The organism is Rariglobus hedericola (genome assembly GCF_007559335.1).
In the GTDB taxonomy this organism is placed as follows: Bacteria; Verrucomicrobiota; Verrucomicrobiia; order Opitutales; family Opitutaceae; genus Rariglobus; species Rariglobus hedericola.
In genome coordinates this window covers 2,017,990-2,036,654 of sequence record NZ_VMBG01000001.1, presented here as the reverse complement: position 1 = coordinate 2,036,654, position 18,665 = coordinate 2,017,990, and the positions used below count along the sequence as shown (strand labels likewise).

15 protein-coding genes and 1 tRNA gene are annotated in these 18,665 nt (G+C 58.6%); 13 read left to right on the top strand and 3 right to left on the bottom strand.

Annotation, left to right across the window (positions count from 1 at the left end):
• The first annotated feature begins 101 nt into the window (after positions 1–101).
• The 5 genes from FPL22_RS08910 (at position 102) to FPL22_RS08890 (ending at position 7,689) form a co-directional block, all read left to right on the top strand.
• Positions 102–1,286, top strand: coding sequence for a type II secretion system F family protein (locus tag FPL22_RS08910; RefSeq protein ID WP_144229903.1), 1,185 nt, complete (start codon positions 102–104; stop codon positions 1,284–1,286).
• 52 nt (positions 1,287–1,338) lie between these two features.
• On the top strand, positions 1,339–2,598 hold the full coding sequence (locus tag FPL22_RS08905) for a sigma-54-dependent transcriptional regulator (RefSeq protein WP_144229901.1): 1,260 nt from the start codon (positions 1,339–1,341) through the stop codon (positions 2,596–2,598).
• Between the two features lie 142 nt (positions 2,599–2,740).
• Positions 2,741–5,986 (top strand): carbamoyl-phosphate synthase large subunit, encoded by a 3,246-nt coding sequence (carB, locus tag FPL22_RS08900; RefSeq protein ID WP_144229899.1) that lies wholly within the window; start codon positions 2,741–2,743, stop codon positions 5,984–5,986.
• 15 nt (positions 5,987–6,001) lie between these two features.
• A complete protein-coding gene (gene purU, locus FPL22_RS08895; RefSeq protein WP_144229897.1) occupies positions 6,002–6,865 on the top strand; it encodes a formyltetrahydrofolate deformylase in 864 nt (287 codons plus the stop codon).
• A gap of 92 nt (positions 6,866–6,957) precedes the next feature.
• Complete coding sequence (locus tag FPL22_RS08890; protein ID WP_144229895.1) at positions 6,958–7,689, top strand: tetratricopeptide repeat protein; 732 nt, start codon at positions 6,958–6,960, stop codon at positions 7,687–7,689.
• Positions 7,690–7,749: 60 nt separating this feature from the next.
• Here the strand turns inward: FPL22_RS08890 and FPL22_RS08885 are convergent.
• Positions 7,750–7,826: transfer RNA gene (locus FPL22_RS08885), tRNA-Pro, on the bottom strand.
• Positions 7,827–7,971: 145 nt separating this feature from the next.
• Between FPL22_RS08885 and FPL22_RS08880 the strand changes: the two genes are divergently transcribed.
• The 3 genes from FPL22_RS08880 (at position 7,972) to FPL22_RS08870 (ending at position 10,449) form a co-directional block, all read left to right on the top strand.
• Positions 7,972–8,490 carry a LysM peptidoglycan-binding domain-containing protein gene (locus FPL22_RS08880; RefSeq protein ID WP_144229893.1) on the top strand — a complete coding sequence of 173 codons (519 nt, stop codon included), beginning with the start codon at positions 7,972–7,974 and terminating at the stop codon, positions 8,488–8,490.
• 60 nt (positions 8,491–8,550) lie between these two features.
• A complete protein-coding gene (locus FPL22_RS08875) occupies positions 8,551–9,126 on the top strand; it encodes an NUDIX hydrolase (protein WP_144229891.1) in 576 nt (191 codons plus the stop codon).
• Positions 9,127–9,192: 66 nt separating this feature from the next.
• Entirely contained in the window at positions 9,193–10,449 is a 1,257-nt protein-coding gene (locus tag FPL22_RS08870) for a phenylacetate--CoA ligase family protein (RefSeq protein WP_144229889.1), read from the top strand.
• A gap of 12 nt (positions 10,450–10,461) precedes the next feature.
• Here the strand turns inward: FPL22_RS08870 and FPL22_RS08865 are convergent, their stop codons facing one another.
• Positions 10,462–11,562 carry a PEP-CTERM sorting domain-containing protein gene (locus FPL22_RS08865; RefSeq protein ID WP_162525241.1) on the bottom strand — a complete coding sequence of 367 codons (1,101 nt, stop codon included), beginning with the start codon at positions 11,560–11,562 and terminating at the stop codon, positions 10,462–10,464.
• A gap of 220 nt (positions 11,563–11,782) precedes the next feature.
• On the opposite strand from FPL22_RS08865, the gene FPL22_RS08860 reads away from it, so the two are divergent.
• From FPL22_RS08860 to FPL22_RS08845, 4 genes are all read left to right on the top strand, one after another.
• Entirely contained in the window at positions 11,783–13,510 is a 1,728-nt protein-coding gene (locus FPL22_RS08860) for a tetratricopeptide repeat protein (protein WP_144229885.1), read from the top strand.
• A gap of 264 nt (positions 13,511–13,774) precedes the next feature.
• The gene (locus FPL22_RS08855; protein ID WP_144229883.1) at positions 13,775–14,578 is read left to right on the top strand and encodes a succinate dehydrogenase cytochrome b subunit; all 804 of its coding nucleotides are present in this window, start codon (positions 13,775–13,777) and stop codon (positions 14,576–14,578) included.
• A gap of 12 nt (positions 14,579–14,590) precedes the next feature.
• The gene (locus FPL22_RS08850; RefSeq protein WP_144229881.1) at positions 14,591–16,576 is read left to right on the top strand and encodes a fumarate reductase/succinate dehydrogenase flavoprotein subunit; all 1,986 of its coding nucleotides are present in this window, start codon (positions 14,591–14,593) and stop codon (positions 16,574–16,576) included.
• Between the two features lie 70 nt (positions 16,577–16,646).
• Positions 16,647–17,429, top strand: a complete 783-nt coding sequence (locus FPL22_RS08845; RefSeq protein ID WP_343160874.1) for a succinate dehydrogenase/fumarate reductase iron-sulfur subunit — start codon at positions 16,647–16,649, stop codon at positions 17,427–17,429.
• 74 nt (positions 17,430–17,503) lie between these two features.
• On the opposite strand, the gene FPL22_RS08840 is transcribed toward FPL22_RS08845, so the two are convergent.
• The gene (locus tag FPL22_RS08840; protein WP_144229876.1) at positions 17,504–18,235 is read right to left on the bottom strand and encodes a YebC/PmpR family DNA-binding transcriptional regulator; all 732 of its coding nucleotides are present in this window, start codon (positions 18,233–18,235) and stop codon (positions 17,504–17,506) included.
• Positions 18,236–18,346: 111 nt separating this feature from the next.
• On the opposite strand from FPL22_RS08840, the gene FPL22_RS08835 reads away from it, so the two are divergent.
• Positions 18,347–18,661: a hypothetical protein gene (locus FPL22_RS08835; protein ID WP_144229874.1), complete on the top strand. Its 315-nt coding sequence runs from the start codon at positions 18,347–18,349 to the stop codon at positions 18,659–18,661.
• The last annotated feature ends 4 nt before the right edge of the window (positions 18,662–18,665 follow it).

Here is an 18,665-nt window from a genome sequence, read left to right as displayed (position 1 = left end):
CTCCATATCAAGAAGTTGGACCGTTTCTCAGGGGTTTTTTACAGAATGCCGAGGGGAATGGGATTGCGAGATACGAGGGGGCGCGCTTTTTTGTGCAGGCAATGGCTTTCATCACTTCCGCACCTGCAGGTCAGAGCACGGCGGCTCGTCCTACGGTTAGTTCTACTCAAAAGGGGCAGGGTTTTAAAGCAGCCCAGACGCTCGCCAAGCAGAAGGCGCTCGAGAAAAAGGCACTTAGATACAAATTGCCTCTCGGTGAACTCGCGCTTTTCACGCAACAACTCGCTTCGCTCCTCAATGCCGGTCTGCCGTTGGTGCAGTGCTTGGAGGCCTTGCAGGACCAGACTGAAGATGCCGCGTTCCGTATTATCATTCGCGATGTGCGCATCGATATTTCCGCGGGTAATTCATTTTCCTCGGCGGTCAAAAAATTCCCGCGCGCTTTTAATTCGCTCTTCATTTCAATGATCGAGGCGGGTGAGGCCTCCGGCGCGTTGGCCGAGATTTTGAGCAAGGTTGCGGTCTATTTTGAATCCACCGTCAAGCTCACCAAGAAGGTGAAATCGGCGATGACTTACCCGATCGCCGTTATCGGTTTGGCGGTCGCGCTGGTGAACGTGCTGCTGATTTTTGTTATTCCAGTGTTTGCCGCGATGTTTGCGGACTTCGGAGCCAAGCTTCCCGCTCCCACGCAAATGCTCATTGATCTGAGTGACTTCCTCAGGGCTTGGTGGTGGGCACTGGGATTGGGCGCGTTTGGAATTTATTATTTCGGGGCCAAATTTATAGCCACTCCGAGGGGACGTCGAATGAAGGATGTGATGATGCTGAAGGCGCCCATTATTGGCGGATTGTCCCACAAAATTGCGCTTTCCCGTTTTTGCCGCACTTACGCCACGCTGATGCGCTCAGGTGTGCCGATCTTGCGCACGCTTGAGATCGTCGCATCCGCCAGTAACAAGGTGCAAATCGAGGATGCGTGCGAAGAAATTTCCAAGCATGTCAGCCAGGGCGGGCAAGTGTCGGACGTTCTTGCCACCAATACCTTCTTTCCTCCGATGATGAAGCACATGGTCAAGGCGGGTGAGTCCACGGGTAATGTGGATGGCATGATGAATAAGATCGCCGACTTCTATGATACGGAGAGTGAGGCCACCGTCGCATCGCTCACTTCGCTGATCGAGCCGATGCTCATTGTTTTCCTGGGTGTTGTCGTAGGCGGCATCGTTATGGCGATGTTCCTCCCCATCTTCCAACTCGGTGCTGTCGCCGGTGGCCTGCAGTAGGCTCTAAGCCCTTGCGTTTTTCGATTCGTTAACGCCTTTTCAGCGTTTTTCCATGCCTTCCGTTCTCATCGTCGACGACCTTCTTTCCATCCACGAAATGCTGGATGCGGTGATTCAGCCAACCGGCTTCAGCACCGCTTTCGCCACGGATGGAGAAAAGGCGCTCGCCCGCTACAAGATCGAGAAGTTCGATCTGGTTCTGGCCGATATCGACATGAAGCCGATGGACGGCATTACGCTCCTCAAGCAACTCAAGATCTACGATCCCAGCGCGGTGATCGTGATCATGACCGCTTACGCGAGCACCGAGAGCGCCATCCAAGCTTTGAAGTTCGGGGCGTTCGACTACATGCAGAAACCGTTTCGCGTGGACGAGCTGATCGCCACGTTGAAGCGAGGACTGGAGTTCAAGCAATTCCACGCCGAGCGCGCCAATGCGTCTTCTTCTCCCGCGATCAAGGCGGGTGACGTTGAAAATCGTCTGGTGGGGCAGAGCACCGCGAACAAACGACTGGTTCAGCAGGTGAAAAAACTGGTGACGGTTCGCACACCGGTGCTTCTTCAAGGCGAGAGCGGCACGGGTCGCACGACGGTGGCGGAAATTCTGCATGCCGGCAGTGCGTCTCCCGAATCGCCCTTGGTGCGCATCGACTGCGGTCTGAGTTCGGCGGGAGATTTCCGCGATGGGTTGCTTGGCCATAACGGCGCCGGCGGCGCTTGGGTCGAGAAGGCCCGCGGTGGCACCCTTTTGCTGCAAAATCTCCATAAGCTTGAGTTGGCAACCCAACAGGAGCTCGTGGGCGTGTTGCGCAATACGGCTCATGGCTTCCGCTTGATCTGCACCACGACCGAGGATCTCGAAAAACTCACCGACGAGGGTAATTTTAACGACGAGTTGTTCTATCGTGTCGCCTCCCTTCCCGTGGTGCTTTCGCCACTGCGGGATCGGTTGGAGGATATTCCGCTGCTGGTTAAGTTTTTCCTGAGCACGGCCTCTAATCCCGCGTTCGATGCGAATCTGATCGAGTTCACCGAGGACGCGCTCGACACGTTGCAGGCTTATCATTGGCCGGGGAATTTATCCGAGCTGAGCCAGTTGGTGACTAAAATCGCCGCCACGACCGCGACCCGTCGCGTCTCTGCGGAGCAGCTTCCCCTGCGCCTTAAAGAGGTCAAGGACTGGCCCAAGCTGGTCGATTATCTCGCGGTGCAGGAAGCCCAGTATGTTGAGATGGTGCTCAATGCCTGTCGCGGAGACAAAATATCTGCCGCCAAAGTGCTGGGCGTGGATATGGCCCGCTTGCTCAAGTAAGGCTTAGGTATCCGGGGTGGCCTGCCTGGATGGCACCCTTTTTCCATAGGGCTAATTTACAGTCATGTGACTTGGTGGGAACTTCCCGCCTTTCCGCTTGCCCCGCCGCAGGTGCGTCCCAACCTCGCAAGCACTCACGTCCATGCCCAAACGCACCGATCTTAAGTCCATCCTCATCATTGGCGCCGGCCCTATCGTTATCGGTCAGGCCTGCGAATTCGATTACTCCGGAACCCAGGCTTGCAAGGCCTTGAAGGAAGAGGGTTACCGTGTTATTCTGGTTAATTCGAACCCGGCCACGATCATGACCGATCCCGAGTTCGCCGATGTGACCTACATCGAGCCGCTTACCATCGACAGTCTTGAGAAAATCATTGAGGCAGAGAAGCCCTCCGCTCTGCTCCCGACGCTCGGTGGACAGACTGCGTTGAATCTCTCGATGGAGCTCTTCAAGGCGGGCATCCTTGAGAGGCACAACGTCGAGATGATCGGCGCCAAGCCCGATGCAATTAACAAGGGCGAGGACCGCGAGCTCTTCAAGCAGGCTATGGTGAAGATCGGCCTCGACGTCGCCCGTTCCCTCACGGTCAAGACGATGGATGAAGCCCGCTCCGCCGCCGAAAAAATCGGCAATTTCCCTCTGATCATCCGTCCGTCATTCACTCTCGGCGGACAAGGCGGCGGTATCGCCTATAATCGCGAAGAGTTCGAGCGCATCACTGCCAACGGCCTCGATCTTTCTCCCGTCCACGAGGTGCTCGTCGAAGAGTGTCTACTCGGCTGGAAGGAATACGAGATGGAGGTCATGCGTGACCACAAGGACCAGTGCGTAGTCATCTGTTCCATCGAGAACTTCGATCCGATGGGCGTGCATACGGGCGATTCCATCACGGTTGCTCCCGCGATGACCCTGACCGACAAGGAATTTCAGGTCATGCGTGACGCCTCGTTTGCGGTTATCCGTGAAATCGGCGTCGAGACGGGTGGCTCCAATATCCAGTTCTCCCTCGATCCCGCGACTGGCCGCCAAGTCGTGATCGAAATGAATCCGCGCGTGTCCCGCTCCTCGGCGCTCGCGTCCAAGGCCACCGGTTTCCCCATCGCGAAAATCGCGGCCAAACTCGCCGTCGGTTACACTCTCGACGAACTGCGCAACGACATCACGCGCCTCACGCCTGCCAGCTTCGAGCCGACCATCGACTACGTCGTCACGAAGATGCCGCGCTTCACCTTCGAGAAATTTCCTGATGCCGACGCCACGCTCACTTCCGCGATGAAGTCCGTGGGCGAGGCCATGGCCATTGGCCGCACGTTTAAGGAGTCCTTCCAGAAGTGCCTGCGTTCGCTCGAAACCGGCGCGCGCGGCTTTGGCGGCGGCGGTGGCAAATGGGGCGGCGATGAACTGCCGGACGAAAAGACCATCCGCAGCAAACTCGCGACGCCCAATGCCGAGCGCGTTTACTACATCCGCTACGCCTTCCTCTCCGGTTACAACGTCGAGCAGGTTTTCGATCTCACCAAGATCGATCTTTGGTTCCTCACGCAACTCTACGAGATCTTCGAGATGGAGCAGGCGCTCAAGAAAGAGACGCTCGCATCCGTCACGCCCGAGGCATTCCGTCGCGCCAAGCAATTTGGTTTTTCCGACGTGCAGCTCGCCCACTTCTTCAAGAGCGACCTGAATACCGTGCGCGCCGACCGCAAGAAGCGCGGCATCAACACCACGTATCGCCTTGTGGATACATGTGCGGCGGAGTTCGAGGCCTTCACGCCTTATTACTACTCTTCCTACGGCGACGAAAACGAGGTCATGCCGTCCAAGGACGGAAAGAAAAAGATCATGATTCTCGGCGGCGGCCCCAACCGTATCGGTCAGGGTATCGAGTTCGATTACTGCTGCGTCCACGCTTCGTTTGCCCTTCGTGAGATCGGTTTCGAGACCGTGATGGTGAACTCCAACCCAGAGACTGTTTCAACCGACTACGATACTTCTGATCGTCTCTACTTCGAGCCGCTCACGCTCGAAGACGTCCTCGAAATCTATCAGCAGGAAAAGTGCGACGGTGTGATCGTGCAGTTCGGCGGACAAACCCCGCTCAACCTTGCCACCCAGCTCAAGGCCAATGGCGTCAATATCATCGGCACCTCCCCCGAATCGATCGAAGCCGCCGAAGACCGCAAGTTGTTCTCCGCCATTCTGGAAAAGACCAACCTCAAGTCCCCCGCGCACCGCACCGCGCTCAATGAAACCGACGCGTTGGCCTCGGCCCACGAGATTGGTTTCCCCGTGTTGCTCCGTCCCAGCTTCGTGCTCGGCGGACGCGGCATGTTCATCGTCTACAGCGAACAGGAGTTCCGCGATGTCGTGCGCCAGGCCTTCGATGTCATGCCCGGCAAGCCCGTGCTCATCGACAAGTTCCTCGAAGATGCCATCGAGCTTGATGTGGACTGCATCAGCGACGGTGAGACGTCCGTCATCGGCGGTATGCTCGAGCACATTGAGTTCGCCGGCGTGCATTCCGGCGATGCCTCGATGGTCATGCCTCCGCACACCTTGTCGAAGGACATGCTCAACACCGTTCGCCAGGCCACCTACGCGCTCGCCAAGGAGCTCAAGGTCATCGGCCTCATGAACGTCCAGTTCGCGATCAAGGACAACCAACTCTACATCCTTGAAGTCAATCCGCGTGCTTCCCGCACCGTGCCGTTTGTTGCCAAGGCTATCGGTGTTCCCCTCGCCAAACTCGCCGCCAAGGTGATGACCGGCGCCAAGCTCAAGGATCTCGGTTTCACCCGCGAGCAGACGCCCAAGCACTGGTGCGTCAAAGAAGCCGTATTCCCGTTCGTTCGTTTCCCGGGTGCCGCCATCGTGCTGTCGCCCGAGATGCGTTCCACCGGCGAAGTCATGGGTCTCGATGAAGATCTGGGTATTGCTTTCGCCAAGGCTCAGGCCGCCGCCAAGCCCGGCCTCCCGGTCAAGGGCAACGTGTTCCTCTCCGTTAAAGACAGTGACAAGGATCGCGTTGTCGACATCGCCCGTCAGCTCGAAGGCCTCGGGTTCTCCATCTATTCCACCAGCGGCACCGCCGATCATCTCGCGACCAGCGGCGTGAAGGTGAATCGCCTCTGCAAAATCGATGAGGGCCGCCCCACGGCCGTGGACATGATCAAGAACGGTCAGATCCAGCTCGTGATCAACACGCCCGGCGGCATGATTCCCCGTAAGGATGAAAACAAGATCCGTCAGGCCGCCTACACCCACAGTGTGTGCATCATGACGACGATCACCGGCGCGCAAGCCGCGGTTCTGGGTATCCAAGCGCTCAAGAACAAGCGCGTGGGCGTTCGCCCCATCCAGAAATACGTGGGCAACGTGGCGTTCGTCTAACGGTTCGTCGTCTCGATGTCGTCCGCCACCACCGCGCCCATGTTAGTCGCCTTGTTGCACGGCCCTGACCGGCCGGGCTTGGTGGCGCGTGTGGCCGGCTGGATTTTTGAACAGGGAGGCAACATCATCCACGCAGACCAGCATCGGGATATGGTCTCCGGTGTTTTTTTTCAGCGTATTGAATGGGTTCCGTCAGAGGGCGCTGCTTCGGCCGACACGGTGGCGTTCTATGCGTTTGCCGCGTCCATCGGCATGCAGGCCCGCGTGATCTCGTCGATTCATCGCCCTCGTGTGGCGATCTTTGTTTCCAAGTTTGATCACTGTTTGCACGACCTCGTGCTCCGTTGGAAATCGGGCGAATACACCTGTGACGTGGTCGCCATTATTTCCAATCACCGGGAGCTCGAATCCATTGCTCAAGGCTACGGAATTCCGTTTCACCATATTCCCGTCACTGCGGCGACGAAGGCGGAGTCAGAGGCTGCGCAACTCGCCTTGTTGCGCTCGCTGGATGTCGAGCTGGTGATCCTTGCGCGTTACATGCAGGTGTTGTCGGACGATTTCTTGAAGGAATTTTCACGCTCGGTGATCAATATTCATCACTCATTCCTGCCCGCGTTTGCCGGCGGAAAGCCCTATCACCAAGCGGCCGAGCGAGGCGTGAAACTCATTGGAGCCACCGCGCACTATGCGACCGCCGTGCTCGATGACGGTCCGATCATTCAGCAGGACGTGACGCGGGTGACCCATCGTCACGGCGTCGAAGATCTTGTGCGCAAAGGTCGAGATCTCGAAAAAATCGTGCTCGCCCAGGCGGTGCGGTGGCATCTCGAAAGCCGCGTGCTCGTTTACGGAAACAAGACGGTCGTGTTCGACTGAGTTTCCGCGGTATTGCAGGGGGGCAGGGGAGAATCCCGCCTTTACGCCATCCGGCCGATGTGTTTCGGTCACGGTTCATTCAATTTTAAGACATGTCCACGCACCCCCAGCACGCCTCTTCCCCTTCCTCCGGCGATGACCGCAATCTCGTTTCGATCGATGAAAACTACCTGGCTCCCACGTTTGAAGACCGCCTGCGCATCTTCTGGAGCAAAAACTCCCGCTCCGTTCTGGCTGCGTGCGCACTCGTGCTGGTCGTGATTCTCGGCAAGGGCGCTTATGAGGTCATCCACGCGCGTCAAGAGAAGGCTGTGGCCGCCGATTACGCGGCTGCGACCACCGACGATCAGCTCAAGTCCTTCGTCGCCTCGCATGGTGACCATATCCTTGGCGGGCTCGCCCAACTCCGCCTCGCCGACCAGGCGTATGCCGCCGGCAACTTTGCCGATGCCCGCTCCGCCTACGACAAGGCCGCTGGTATCCTGAAATCCGATACATTTGGCCAGCGCGCCCGGCTTGGCTCGGCGATTGCCGCCGTGCAGACCGGTGCGAACGCCGATGGCGAAGCCGCCTTGAAGCAAATCTCGGCCGATCTCTCGTTCGGGAAAGTCATCCGTTCCGAAGCGACCTACCATCTCGCTTCCATGGCTGCCGTTACAGGCAACACGGCTGAAGCCGTTCGTTTGATCGAACAGGTTACGGTGATCGATCCCGAAGGCCAGTGGGCTGATCGCGCTTCCATGCTGCGCACGTCTCTGCCTGCCGCGACAGATTCGGCTTCAGTTAAATCTACGGAAAGCGTTCCTTCGATTAGCTTTAAGTGATCTTGCTTGGCCCTCTATTCGCAAAAAAGCCCGCCAAATGGCGGGCTTTTTTGTGGGAAATGGTCGGGGCGATAGGATTCGAACCTACGACCTCCTGGTCCCAAACCAGGCGCTCTACCAGGCTAAGCTACACCCCGAGGGGGCAGATAAGGGCCCTGTAAAAGACGACCTGTCAACGTAAACTCTGGGCTATATGATGTTGGTCTGAACAAGTTGACCCAATCTCTGCTTGCTTAGGCTTTTTTTTCACCTAACGCTCACCGTTCAATCTTCTTTATCTAAATGGATACCATCTCTCGTGAGAATAACAGCTATCTGCCGGTCGCTGGCGTAATCGTCGGCGTTCTTGCCCTCGTGCTTTCCGGCGTGGCTCTGGCCAAGATCTCCTCGGCCAAAAAGGAAATTTCCGCCCAAGTCGAACCTCTGAGCCTCAAGATCGACGAAGCTGAAGGCCAGGCCCGCAATGCCGCCGCCTCCGCCGACAAGGCTTCCGGCAACATCAACAAGCTCGCGACTGACACCCAGTCCGCTTTCCAGCAGGTCGCTCAAGAGTTGGGCAACATCCGTGGTGAGATCACCAAGGTTCAGGAAGCCAAGGTTACCAAGGCCGCCCCTGGCAAAGCTGCCGCCGGTCCGGTGGTCGCCGGTGCCGATGAATACATCATCAAATCGGGTGACACCTTCGCCAAGATCGCTCGCGCCCAAGGTGCGACCCTCGCCGATGTGCAGGCTGTGAATCCCGGTGTTGACGCTGGAAAGCTCAAGGTCGGTCAGAAGATCAAGCTGCCCGCCAAAAAGTAATTTCGGCCCTCCGAAATTTCCGACCTCCCGCCCCGCAAGGCCGGGAGGTTTTTTTTGCCCATGAATCATTCATCAGGATCGCCGTCTCGTTGGGAAAAAGGGGCCAGTCGTTCGCTCGCGGCCACTCGCATTTTTGATGTGCGTGGCGTCGAATTCCGCCATCCGGTGCGCGGCACGCAACGCGAGTTCGTGGTCATCGATGCACCGGATTGGGTCAATGTGCTCGCGCTGACACCGGACGGGCATCTCGTTTTTGTTAATCAGTTCCGCTACGGCACGAATGATTTTTCCTGGGAAATTCCGGGTGGTGTGATCGATAAGGGAGAAGATCCGGTCGTGGCCGGCGTGCGAGAGCTGCAGGAGGAGACCGGATACGTAGGGAAGTCCTCGCGGTTATTGGGCTCGGTGAATCCCAATCCTGCGATTCTGAACAATCGCTGCCATCTCGTATTGGTGGAGGGCTGCGTGCGCACCACTGAGCAGGAGTGGGATGCGGATGAGGAAATCGAGGTGACGACTTTACCTGTGGACGAAGCATACGCCTGGGCCCGGTCAGGCCGCATCACGCATTCACTGGTCTTAAACGCCTTGCTGTTATTCGCTCCCGTGTGGGCGGAAATGAAGGCCGGCCGGTAAGTGCCAACCATCGGCCTGCGGCATTTGACAGGCTTGTGACGAGGGATAGCCTGCGCTCTTCCTGACATGCAGTCCGCGCCCACGTTTGCCAATCACCCCGACCTTTTGGAGACCGTCACCGATGGTCGGTTGCCTGTTTCCCTAGAGTCGGAGATCCGCAAGATCTACGAGCGCAGCCCGCTCTACACGCAACGCTTTCCTCTGCACTCCGAGCCTCTTCAATGGGGTTGCTATCGCGAGATTCCCGCTCTCTCCAAGAAGGAGATCGTCGAGCGCGGGCATCAGGCATTTTTTGACGATTACGCGGTGATCGAACGCGGTCTCGCGTCACGGAAGTTTGAATACGAGTCGACCGGCGGCACCACGCAGTCGCCGATGACCGTCATCATGGAGGACGGCTGGTGGAACTCACAGACCGCCCGGGCTTATCGGGCGCATGCGTTGCTCGCGGCTTATGCGGATCGACCCTATCGCAAGTGCGTTCTCGCGCCGGTGGGTTGCTCCAGCAACATCTGTCCTTACGAGGATCAGCCGTTCCCGCACCGGTATTTCGACGGCACGGTGTATCTCAATCTGACGAGCGATCCGTTCGTGTTTCCTGAAAGCGAATGGGATCGCATCGTGACCGAGGTTCAAGCGGTGCAGCCCGAGGTGATCGAGGGCGAGCCGGTTTACCTTTCGCTGCTGGCGAGAGCCGTGCAAAAGCGCGGAGTCAAGGTCCCGAGCGTCAAGGTCGTCATCCTCACTTACGGCAAGGCGAGTGTTCAGCATGCAAAGCGGATCGCCGAGGCGTTTCCCGCCCCGCAGGTCGATCTCTATGGATCGACCGAGGCGGGTTACATTTTTATTGGCGAGGCGTTCAAGGACGACTCTCGCGTCATCGACGAGAACGTGTTTGTCGAGCTCGCGCCCTTCCGGGATCTGCCCGATGTGTTTCAGATTTTTGTGACCACGCGCGACCGCGAGGCGATGCCGCTGTTACGTTATCATACGGGCGACATCGTTCGCCGCACGCCGACGGGGTATCGATTGCTAGGTCGTGAAGGCGGACTTTATTTCCGTCCCGATGGCTCGTTGGTATCGCCGTCCGAGATCGATGCAGCGCTGCCGGCAGATTTCGCCTGCTGGCATTATAGCCTGATCCAGACGTCGGAAAACCGCTGGGATTTCCATTACGTGGCCGATGCAGTCGCGCCCGCTTCGGTGGAATCTGCGTTGGCCGCCGTCCTCGGGGCAGGCTCGCGTGTGGTGGCGTTTCGCCGCCGGTTCATCGCTCCGGCCGCGAGTGGGAAATTCGCACTGCTGAAGCCGCTGGCCCGTTGATTTCGTTCCCGCTTAACGGCGGGCGAAATGACGGCGGCGCAGCAGAAATCCGCCGGTGCACAGACTCATGAAAATGACTCCATAGGTGGCCGGCTCCGGCACGGGGCGGGAAATCTGTCCGCCAAAGCCCATGAAGTCCACGTTGCCCCAAGTGGTGGCATCGGTGTCGGTTTTATAAACACTGGAGTTGTTCCAGTTGAGCAGGCTGCCCGAAGTGGTCGCGGCGACATCGCCCGCCATCAAGGAGAAGCCCTGAATGACCGTGCCTGGAGCGATGCCGAGATCAGCAAAAGTGATCATGATACCAACCAGGTAAAGGTCGCTGCTGTTTGCGCTGCCGGTGTTGGAGTCGAGAAAGGTGACGGACTGATTGCTGGAGATATTGTCACCGTTGGTGGTGGTGGAACGGACGTAACTGGCATTGCCGCCCAAGGGCGTGGCGACCGGTGAGCCGTAAGAATCGGGGTCGATCAGCAGTCCTGAATTGGCGTAAGCGGTGGGGGCAGAGGTGCCGTTGTAAGTTCCCCATGAGGTAACCGCCGCGATGCGAAAACCGTCACCGAAATTTCCGACGTTTTCCAAATCGAAGAATACAAGCGAATCACCCGCTTGCACGGTATAGCCGCCATTGTAGCGAAAATCGATACGCTCGATGTTGCTGGTGAGCGACTCGGTGCCGCCATCGTTGGCGAAGGGGTTGCGCAAGCCTTGGGTAAGGTCGTTGCTCAACATCACTTCGCTCAGCGTCGGGGTGGTGTCGCCCTTGGAATACACGCTGGTGACCCCGTTGCTATCGCTCTGATACTGGTAAAAAACGCTGGAGTTGTTGGGATTGCCCGAGCTCGTATTCCGGCGGATGTAAACGCTGTCGGCCAGTGGCCCATCGAATTTATACGAGCCCGCCGCAGTCGAGATCGTAGCAACTGGCGTATAGGTGTTAAGATAACGGATGTTGTCCGCTGTCGAGTTACTGCTGTCCACGGTGGTTCCATACGTGACGCCCGTGACAGCCGTCTGACCTTGAACTGAAGACAACAGAGCACCCAGTGCACCACAGACCAGCATCCCTGCGCGGCAGCTGCGCAGAAATCCAAAGTCATAGTTATGCTTCATAAGGTTCATCTAGGTAATACACCCTAGTATTGGTGGGTTGTTAGGGTGAAGATAAAAATCAGGCAACGGCCTTAAAGTGATGGGCTGCTTTTGTATGAGATTTAAAATGAGCGGGTTATTTATATTTTTTTACGGGAACAAGGGTTTGAGTTTGAGTCCTGAAATGCGACTCCAAGATCGTGATTGAAGTGATCAAGTGCCCTCATAGGTCTTTGATATCATGCGTTTTCCTCGCTTGCCCCGTTTGCCTTGGTCCCGATTTCCGGACGCGGCGGATCATATGCAGGAGGAGGGCGACCGCACTTGGCAGTGGGGTTTGGGACTGCTGGGGGGCGTTGTATTACTGGTGTTGCTAGCTGTCTTTTGGGGATGGCCGAAGCTCCAGGAGCGCGGAACCGAGAAAGCGCTGAGTCGGGCAAGCGAGTTGATCGCATCCAAGGATTACCGACAGGCCCAGTTGCTCTACGAGCAAGTCGTCCAGCTGCACCCCGATCATTTTCAAGCGAGGCGGTTGCTGGCGGATTTTTATGCATTGGGAAAATCTCCCGAGGCACTCTTCCAGTGGCGTGAAGTCGCGAGGCGCGAACCCGGCAATGATGCCAACTGGTTGGGTCTGGCCAACACGGCGTTACAGTTTGGCGATCTCAAGACGGTGCGTGAGGCCGTGGCAGGCGTGTCCTCCGCCGGGCGCACTCAAATCGACTACAAGCGTTATGTCGCCGCGCTGGCGCTGGCCGAGGGCGACAAGGTGGCGTTGAGGGCGGCTTTGCTCGATCTGGTGCAAAGCGATCCGGCCAACGTGCGTGCGCGGTTCAATCTGGCTGCGCTCGATATCTTGAGTGCCCGCGCCGAGGATCGTGGCGCGGCCAGGCAGGAATTGGAAAAACTCGCCCGCACGGGCCCGATGCAGATCAAGGCCACGCTGGTTTTGTTACGCCTGATGGAAGCGGGCAGATTATCTGTTACGATTACCGAGGTGGCGCAGGCCGTTCTGCCCGCGAAAAACGGAGCCGGGTTGGATGATCTCGTGAAGCACATGCAGGCACAGCCGGATCCATCGTCACAGGATGCAGCGGATTTATGCCGTTGGTTGCAGGCGAACGGGAGGGGCGTGGTTGCCTTGGCGTGGATTGAAACACTGCCGGAGGCGACGCGCAGCCATCCGGTGATTTTGAGCGTGTGGGCGGAGTGTGCCGCCAGCGCCAGGGATTGGCCGGTCTTGAAAAAAACACTCGAGGCCGGGGCGTGGGGCGTGTTGCCGCCGAGCTTGGTCGATCATGCGTTTGCCGCTCAAGATATCCGGCAGGAAGGCGGTTCGGCCGCCGCCGAGGCCGAGGCCAAATCATGGCAGCGGGCAATCGATGCGGCGGGCAAATCCGTCGGATCGCTTCAGGTGCTGGTGCGTCTGGCCCATGTGTTTTCATGGATGGAACAGCTGGAGGTGACGCTGGCGCGTATTGTGGTGTTGAAGCCTGAAGACCAGACTGTGCGGGCCGACTTAATAGCGGTTGCGGAAAGTCTGGGTGAGGCAGATGCCGCACTGGAGCATTACCGTAATTGGGCGCGCACTCCGTTGGCTGCGTCGTCCGTGAAAGCACGGACGGCTTTGTTGGGCGTGCTGGTGGGGTCCGTGGATGCTCCTACCCGTGAATGGTTGACCGATGAGACCCTGAAGACGGAGCCAGCGATGATCGCGGCCCGTGCGTTGAGAAGCTATCAGTTGGGCTCAAGGCCGGCGGCCTTGGAGATGATTCAGGGGCTTTCGCAGCCCGTTGCATCTTACCCCCAGCGCGTTCGATTGGTGGTGGCTTATCTTCTAGCTGGCGCGGGTGATACTGCGAACAGTGCGCGTTGGGCCGCCGGTATTAATGCCGCGCAACTCACGCTGGATGAAGATATCAAATTGTTTAACCAAATAAAAAACGGCCCGCGTCAGGGTGTGCCGTGAACCACGTCGCGTCGCTTGCCGGACGAAGGCAACACGACGCGCCCTGCCTGTTTAAATCAGGATGTGTGTGATCGTGCATCGGGATGCAGGCTTCTTGGGCAGGTTAGTGAGACTAATACACGAGATGATTGTCAAAGCCTGCTGAGCGATGCCTTTACAAGGTTGGGCGTGCGCCCTACGGGTTACACGTCAGTCGACATCTAGGAATGTCCGGCTGAATCTGTTGACCCACTGACCCTGTTTCGACCCTGACCAACCTTCGCGATGAGCCTTATCGGTAACCTCTTCTCTTCGTCCATCGGACGAAAATTCATCATGGCCATCACGGGCCTCGTGCTCGTGGGCTTTGTGTTCGGCCATCTGGTGGGCAACCTCCAGATCTTCCTGTCGCCCGACCACATCAACGGCTACGCGCACTTCCTGCAGTCGCTCGGGCCGGCGCTCTGGATCGTGCGCATCGTGTTGCTCATTGCCGCCGCTCTCCACATCTGGGCCGCCGTCGTCCTCACCATGGAAAGCCGCGCCGCCCGCGGTCATGAAGCCTATGGCGTCAAGAAATGGCTGAAGGCCACCTGGGCTTCCCGCGCGATGCGCTGGTCCGGTGTGATCGTGTTCTTCTTCATTCTTTATCACCTCGCGCACTTCACGCTCGGCGTCGTCGACCACGATACCTTCAAGTCCAATTTTAATTGGACGATGCAGCACGACGCCAAGGAACTCGGCATCACCCTCGCGAAGCAGGGCGAGGTTGTTCACGACGTTTACAGCATGATCTTCCTCGGGTTTCAAAACCCGGTTGTCTCGATTTTCTACATCGTCGCCACTTCGCTGCTTTCCGTGCACCTCCTTCACGGCATCGAGTCGCTCTTCCAGACCATCGGCTGGCGCAACGGCACGTGGGCGTGCTGCCTCCGCAAAGTCGTTACCCTCATCGTGGTCTTCTACTTTTTGGGCAACCTGATCATCCCCGGCGCGATCCTCACCGGCATCGCGAAACCTGCTGAAGGCTCTGCCGCTGCGCAGATCTCCGCCGGCCTCCCCGTCACCGCCCCCGCCGCCCACAACTGATCATTACCCGTCATGGCCACTCTCAATTCCAACGTTCCCCCCGGCCCGCTCGCTGACAAATGGCGCACCTACAAGTCCAACCTCAAGTTGGTCAACCCCGCCAACAAGCGTAAATACGAGGTCGTCATTATCGGCGCCGGTCTCGCCGGCGCTTCCGCCGCCGCCACGCTTTCCGAACTCGGCTATCGCGTGAAGTGCATCGTGTTTCACGACTCGCCCCGCCGCGCGCATTCCATCGCCGCACAGGGTGGCGTGAACGCCGCCAAGAACTACCAGAACGACGGCGACAGCGTTCACCGCCTTTTCTACGACACGCTCAAAGGCGGCGACTACCGCGCTCGCGAGGGCAACGTCCACCGTCTCGCCGAGGTGTCCGTCAACATCATCGACCAGTGCGTTGCGCAGGGTGTCCCCTTTGCCCGCGAATACGGCGGTCTCCTCGCAAACCGTTCCTTCGGTGGCGCGCAGGTGTCCCGCACGTTCTACGCCCGCGGTCAGACCGGTCAGCAGCTCCTGCTCGGCGCCTATTCCGCGCTCTCGAAGCAGGTAGGCGCGGGCGCGGTCGAGCTCATCACGCAGCACGAGATGGTTGATCTCGTCGTCGTCGATGGTCACGCCCGCGGCGTCATTACACGTGACCTCGTGACGGGCAAATTCCACCGTCACTCCGGCGAAGCCGTCATCCTCGGCACCGGTGGCTACGGCAACGTCTTCAATCTCTCCACCTACGCGCGCGGTTCCAACTGCACTGCGATCTGGCGTGCCTACAAGCGCGGCGCCTGCTTCGCCAACCCGTGCTACACGCAGATTCACCCGACGTGTATTCCGGTGTCCGGCGATTATCAGTCGAAGCTCACGCTGATGTCCGAGTCGCTCCGCAACGACGGACGCATCTGGGTTCCTAAGAAAGCCGCCGACTGCAAAAAGCCGCCGGCCGACATCCCCGAGGCCGACCGCGATTATTTCCTCGAGCGCATCTACCCGAGCTTCGGCAACCTCGCCCCGCGCGACGTCTCCTCCCGTGCCGCCAAGCGCATGTGCGACGAAGGCCGCGGCGTCGGTGAAACCGGCCTCGGTGTTTACCTCGATTTCGCCGAAGCCATCCAGCGCTACGGCAAGCAGGTCGCCAACCGCGCCAACCTTCACAACCCCTCCGACGAAAAGATCCTCGAACTCGGTGAAGCCGCCGTGAAGGAACGCTACGGCAATCTCTTCGATATCTATCACGAGATTACCAACGAGAGCGCCTACAAGCAGCCGATGCGCATCTATCCCGCTGTGCACTACACCATGGGCGGCCTCTGGGTGGACTATAACCTCATGTCCAACGTCCCGGGCCTCTTCGTGCTCGGCGAAGCCAACTTCTCCGATCACGGCGCGAACCGCCTCGGCGCCTCCGCGCTCATGCAGGGTCTGGCCGACGGTTACTTCGTGGTTCCCTACACGATCGGCAATTACCTCGCCACCGTGAAGCCCAACTCCCGCCCGTCCACCGACGCGCCCGAGTTCAAGGCCGCCGAGGAAAACGCTTCCTCCATCATCAAGCGCCTCCTTGCCGCCAAGGGCAAAGAGCCCGTCAATTACTACCACAAGAAGCTCGGTCTCATCATGTGGAACCACTGCGGTATGGCCCGCACCAAGGAGGGCCTTGAAGAAGGCATTCGCCTGATCCAGGCCCTTCGCGAGGAATACTGGAGCAACGTCAACGTCCCAGGTTCCGGCGACAACATGAACCAGGCTCTCGAGCGCGCCAACCGCGTCGCCGACTTCATCGAGCTCGGTGAACTCATGTGCCGCGACGCGCTCACCCGCGAAGAAAGCTGCGGCGGTCACTTCCGTGAAGAGCACCAGTATCCGGACGGCGAGTGCAAACGTGACGACGTCAACTACGCCCACGTCGCCGCCTGGGAATTCCAAGGCGAAGGCAACATCCCGCTCCGCAACATCGAGCCGCTCAACTACGAGTTCACCAAGATGAGCACGCGCTCTTACAAGTAAGCCGCGCAGCCACACCCAACGCTAACCACTCAAAAGCACACCCATCATGGTTGCCGAAACTTCCAAAAACATCTCCGTCACCATCCGCGTCTGGCGCCAAGCCGCCACGGACCAAGCCGGCAAGTTCGTCGATTATCCCGCCAAGGATCTGAACCCGAACATGTCGCTCCTCGAGATGCTCGACGTCGTCAACGACCAGCTCGAGCGCATCGGCGAGGACCCCATCGCCTTCGCCCACGACTGCCGTGAAGGCATCTGCGGCACTTGCTCGCTCGTCATCGACGGCAAGCCCCACGGCCCGCACACCGGTGTCGCCAGCTGCCAGACCTACATGCGTAGCTTCGAGGACAACTCGATCATCACCATCGAGCCCTTCCGCGCCAAGCCGTTCCCGGTCATCAAGGATCTCATCTCGGACCGTTCCGCGTTCGACGCCATTCAGCAGTCCGGCGGCTTCATCAGCATCCGCACCGGTTCTGCGCAGGACGCCAACGCCACGCCCATCCCGAAGGACGTCGCCGACCTCGCGATGGATGCCGCCCAGTGCATCGGCTGCGGCGCTTGTGTCGCCGCCTGCAAAAACGCCTCCGCGATGCTCTTCGTCTCGGCAAAGGTTTCGCAGCTCGGACTCCTCCCGCAAGGCCAGCCCGAGCGTGACACCCGCGTGCTCAACATGGTCGCCAAGATGGACGAGCTTGGTTTCGGCAACTGCACCAACCAATACGAGTGCAGCGCCGCGTGCCCGAAGCTCATCAGCCACGACTTCATCGCCCGCATGAACCGCGACTACATCGCCGCAAGCTTCCGTGCCGCCTTCAAACACAAACCCGCCGGCGGCAGCGGCGGCGCTTGATCCGTCAGAGTTCGCTTTGCATCCGTGCACAAAAAAGCCGTGTCATTCACGACGCGGCTTTTTTGCGGACTAAATTATTTCACCGCCGCCCACACACGCTGCACGTCTTCGTGCTCTTCCAGCGCCTGGAGGAACTCGCCGACTTCGACGCGATATTCGTCAGTGAGTTCGGGAAACATCTTGGCGACGTAACCGATTTCGCTCGTGACGACCGTCCAGCCATTCGCGCTCAACCACGTCGAGGCGGCGTGGACTTGCGTGCGATCCGTGTGAAAACGCGCGCCGGTTGTGCCTTCTGGAATGTCGTCGTTCTGCTCGTGGCTGATGGCCTCAAAATCGTTCGCGCCGGCTTCGATTGCCGCGCCTTCCAGATCCACATCGGTCGCCACCGTATGCGCTTCGACGATTCCGACGTGCTCAAACAAAAACTTGTTGCTGCCGGCCGTGCCGAGGATGCCCTTCTTAAACAAGACGCGCATCTCGGGCGTCGTGCGCTGCACGTTGTCGGTATAAACTTCTACGATGATCGGCACCTTGTGCGGGGCATAGCCCTCGAAAACAATGTGGTCCATGACCATCTTCTCGCCGCCGATGCCAGCGCCTTTGTTGATGGCGCGTTCGATCACGTCGCGGGTGACGCTGGCCTTCTTGGCTTTTTCGACCGCGGCAGACAGTCGGGAGTTGGCGCCCAAGTCGGGGCCGCCGATTTTGGCGGCGACCGTGATTTCTTTCACCAGCCCGCCGACGAGCTGACCTTTTTTGTTGTTAACGATAGCGCGTTTCGCGTGAAGCCATTGGCGTCCCATAAGAAGCCAAGGAATTAACGAATCAGGTCCTGCGAATCAATGCGGAATAGGGGCATGGCGGGAACCTCGTCGTCTCTTGGGCCACCATGGAGGGAACAACTCCTCGTTCCCATGGATATTGATTTCGAAAAATTCCGCCACTTGGACGGCTGTAACGTGTTGGTCAAACCGGCCCGTCCGGACGATCAGAATGCCGTCGGATTACGGGGCACGATTCGCGTGCATGAGCTGCCCACCAACCAAGGTATTGTGAAGATCGAGATTGTGGTCAGCTATCCCGAGCGTAGCGACATGAATGGCCGGCCCGCGCACGAAGAAATCATTCCACTGTCCCATACGGATGTGATGCGTTTGCTGAACTCTGAAATCGGTGACACCCGGGTTTATGAATTCACCTTGGATGACGGCGGCCGCTCCGTGCCCTGACGCG

Bases quoted from the DNA above. Each gene is read 5' to 3' on its own strand.
- FPL22_RS08865 (WP_162525241.1), bottom strand. From the start codon at position 11,562: ATGAAGCATAACTATGACTTTGGATTTCTGCGCAGCTGCCGCGCAGGG.
- FPL22_RS08870 (WP_144229889.1), top strand. From the start codon at position 9,193: ATGCAGTCCGCGCCCACGTTTGCCAATCACCCCGACCTTTTGGAGACC.
- FPL22_RS08880 (WP_144229893.1), top strand. From the start codon at position 7,972: ATGGATACCATCTCTCGTGAGAATAACAGCTATCTGCCGGTCGCTGGC.
- purU (WP_144229897.1), top strand. From the start codon at position 6,002: ATGTCGTCCGCCACCACCGCGCCCATGTTAGTCGCCTTGTTGCACGGC.
- carB (WP_144229899.1), top strand. From the start codon at position 2,741: ATGCCCAAACGCACCGATCTTAAGTCCATCCTCATCATTGGCGCCGGC.
- FPL22_RS08835 (WP_144229874.1), top strand. From the start codon at position 18,347: ATGGATATTGATTTCGAAAAATTCCGCCACTTGGACGGCTGTAACGTG.
- FPL22_RS08840 (WP_144229876.1), bottom strand. From the start codon at position 18,235: ATGGGACGCCAATGGCTTCACGCGAAACGCGCTATCGTTAACAACAAA.
- FPL22_RS08905 (WP_144229901.1), top strand. From the start codon at position 1,339: ATGCCTTCCGTTCTCATCGTCGACGACCTTCTTTCCATCCACGAAATG.
- FPL22_RS08850 (WP_144229881.1), top strand. From the start codon at position 14,591: ATGGCCACTCTCAATTCCAACGTTCCCCCCGGCCCGCTCGCTGACAAA.
- FPL22_RS08910 (WP_144229903.1), top strand. From the start codon at position 102: ATGGCTTTCATCACTTCCGCACCTGCAGGTCAGAGCACGGCGGCTCGT.
- FPL22_RS08855 (WP_144229883.1), top strand. From the start codon at position 13,775: ATGAGCCTTATCGGTAACCTCTTCTCTTCGTCCATCGGACGAAAATTC.
- FPL22_RS08860 (WP_144229885.1), top strand. From the start codon at position 11,783: ATGCGTTTTCCTCGCTTGCCCCGTTTGCCTTGGTCCCGATTTCCGGAC.
- FPL22_RS08875 (WP_144229891.1), top strand. From the start codon at position 8,551: ATGAATCATTCATCAGGATCGCCGTCTCGTTGGGAAAAAGGGGCCAGT.
- FPL22_RS08890 (WP_144229895.1), top strand. From the start codon at position 6,958: ATGTCCACGCACCCCCAGCACGCCTCTTCCCCTTCCTCCGGCGATGAC.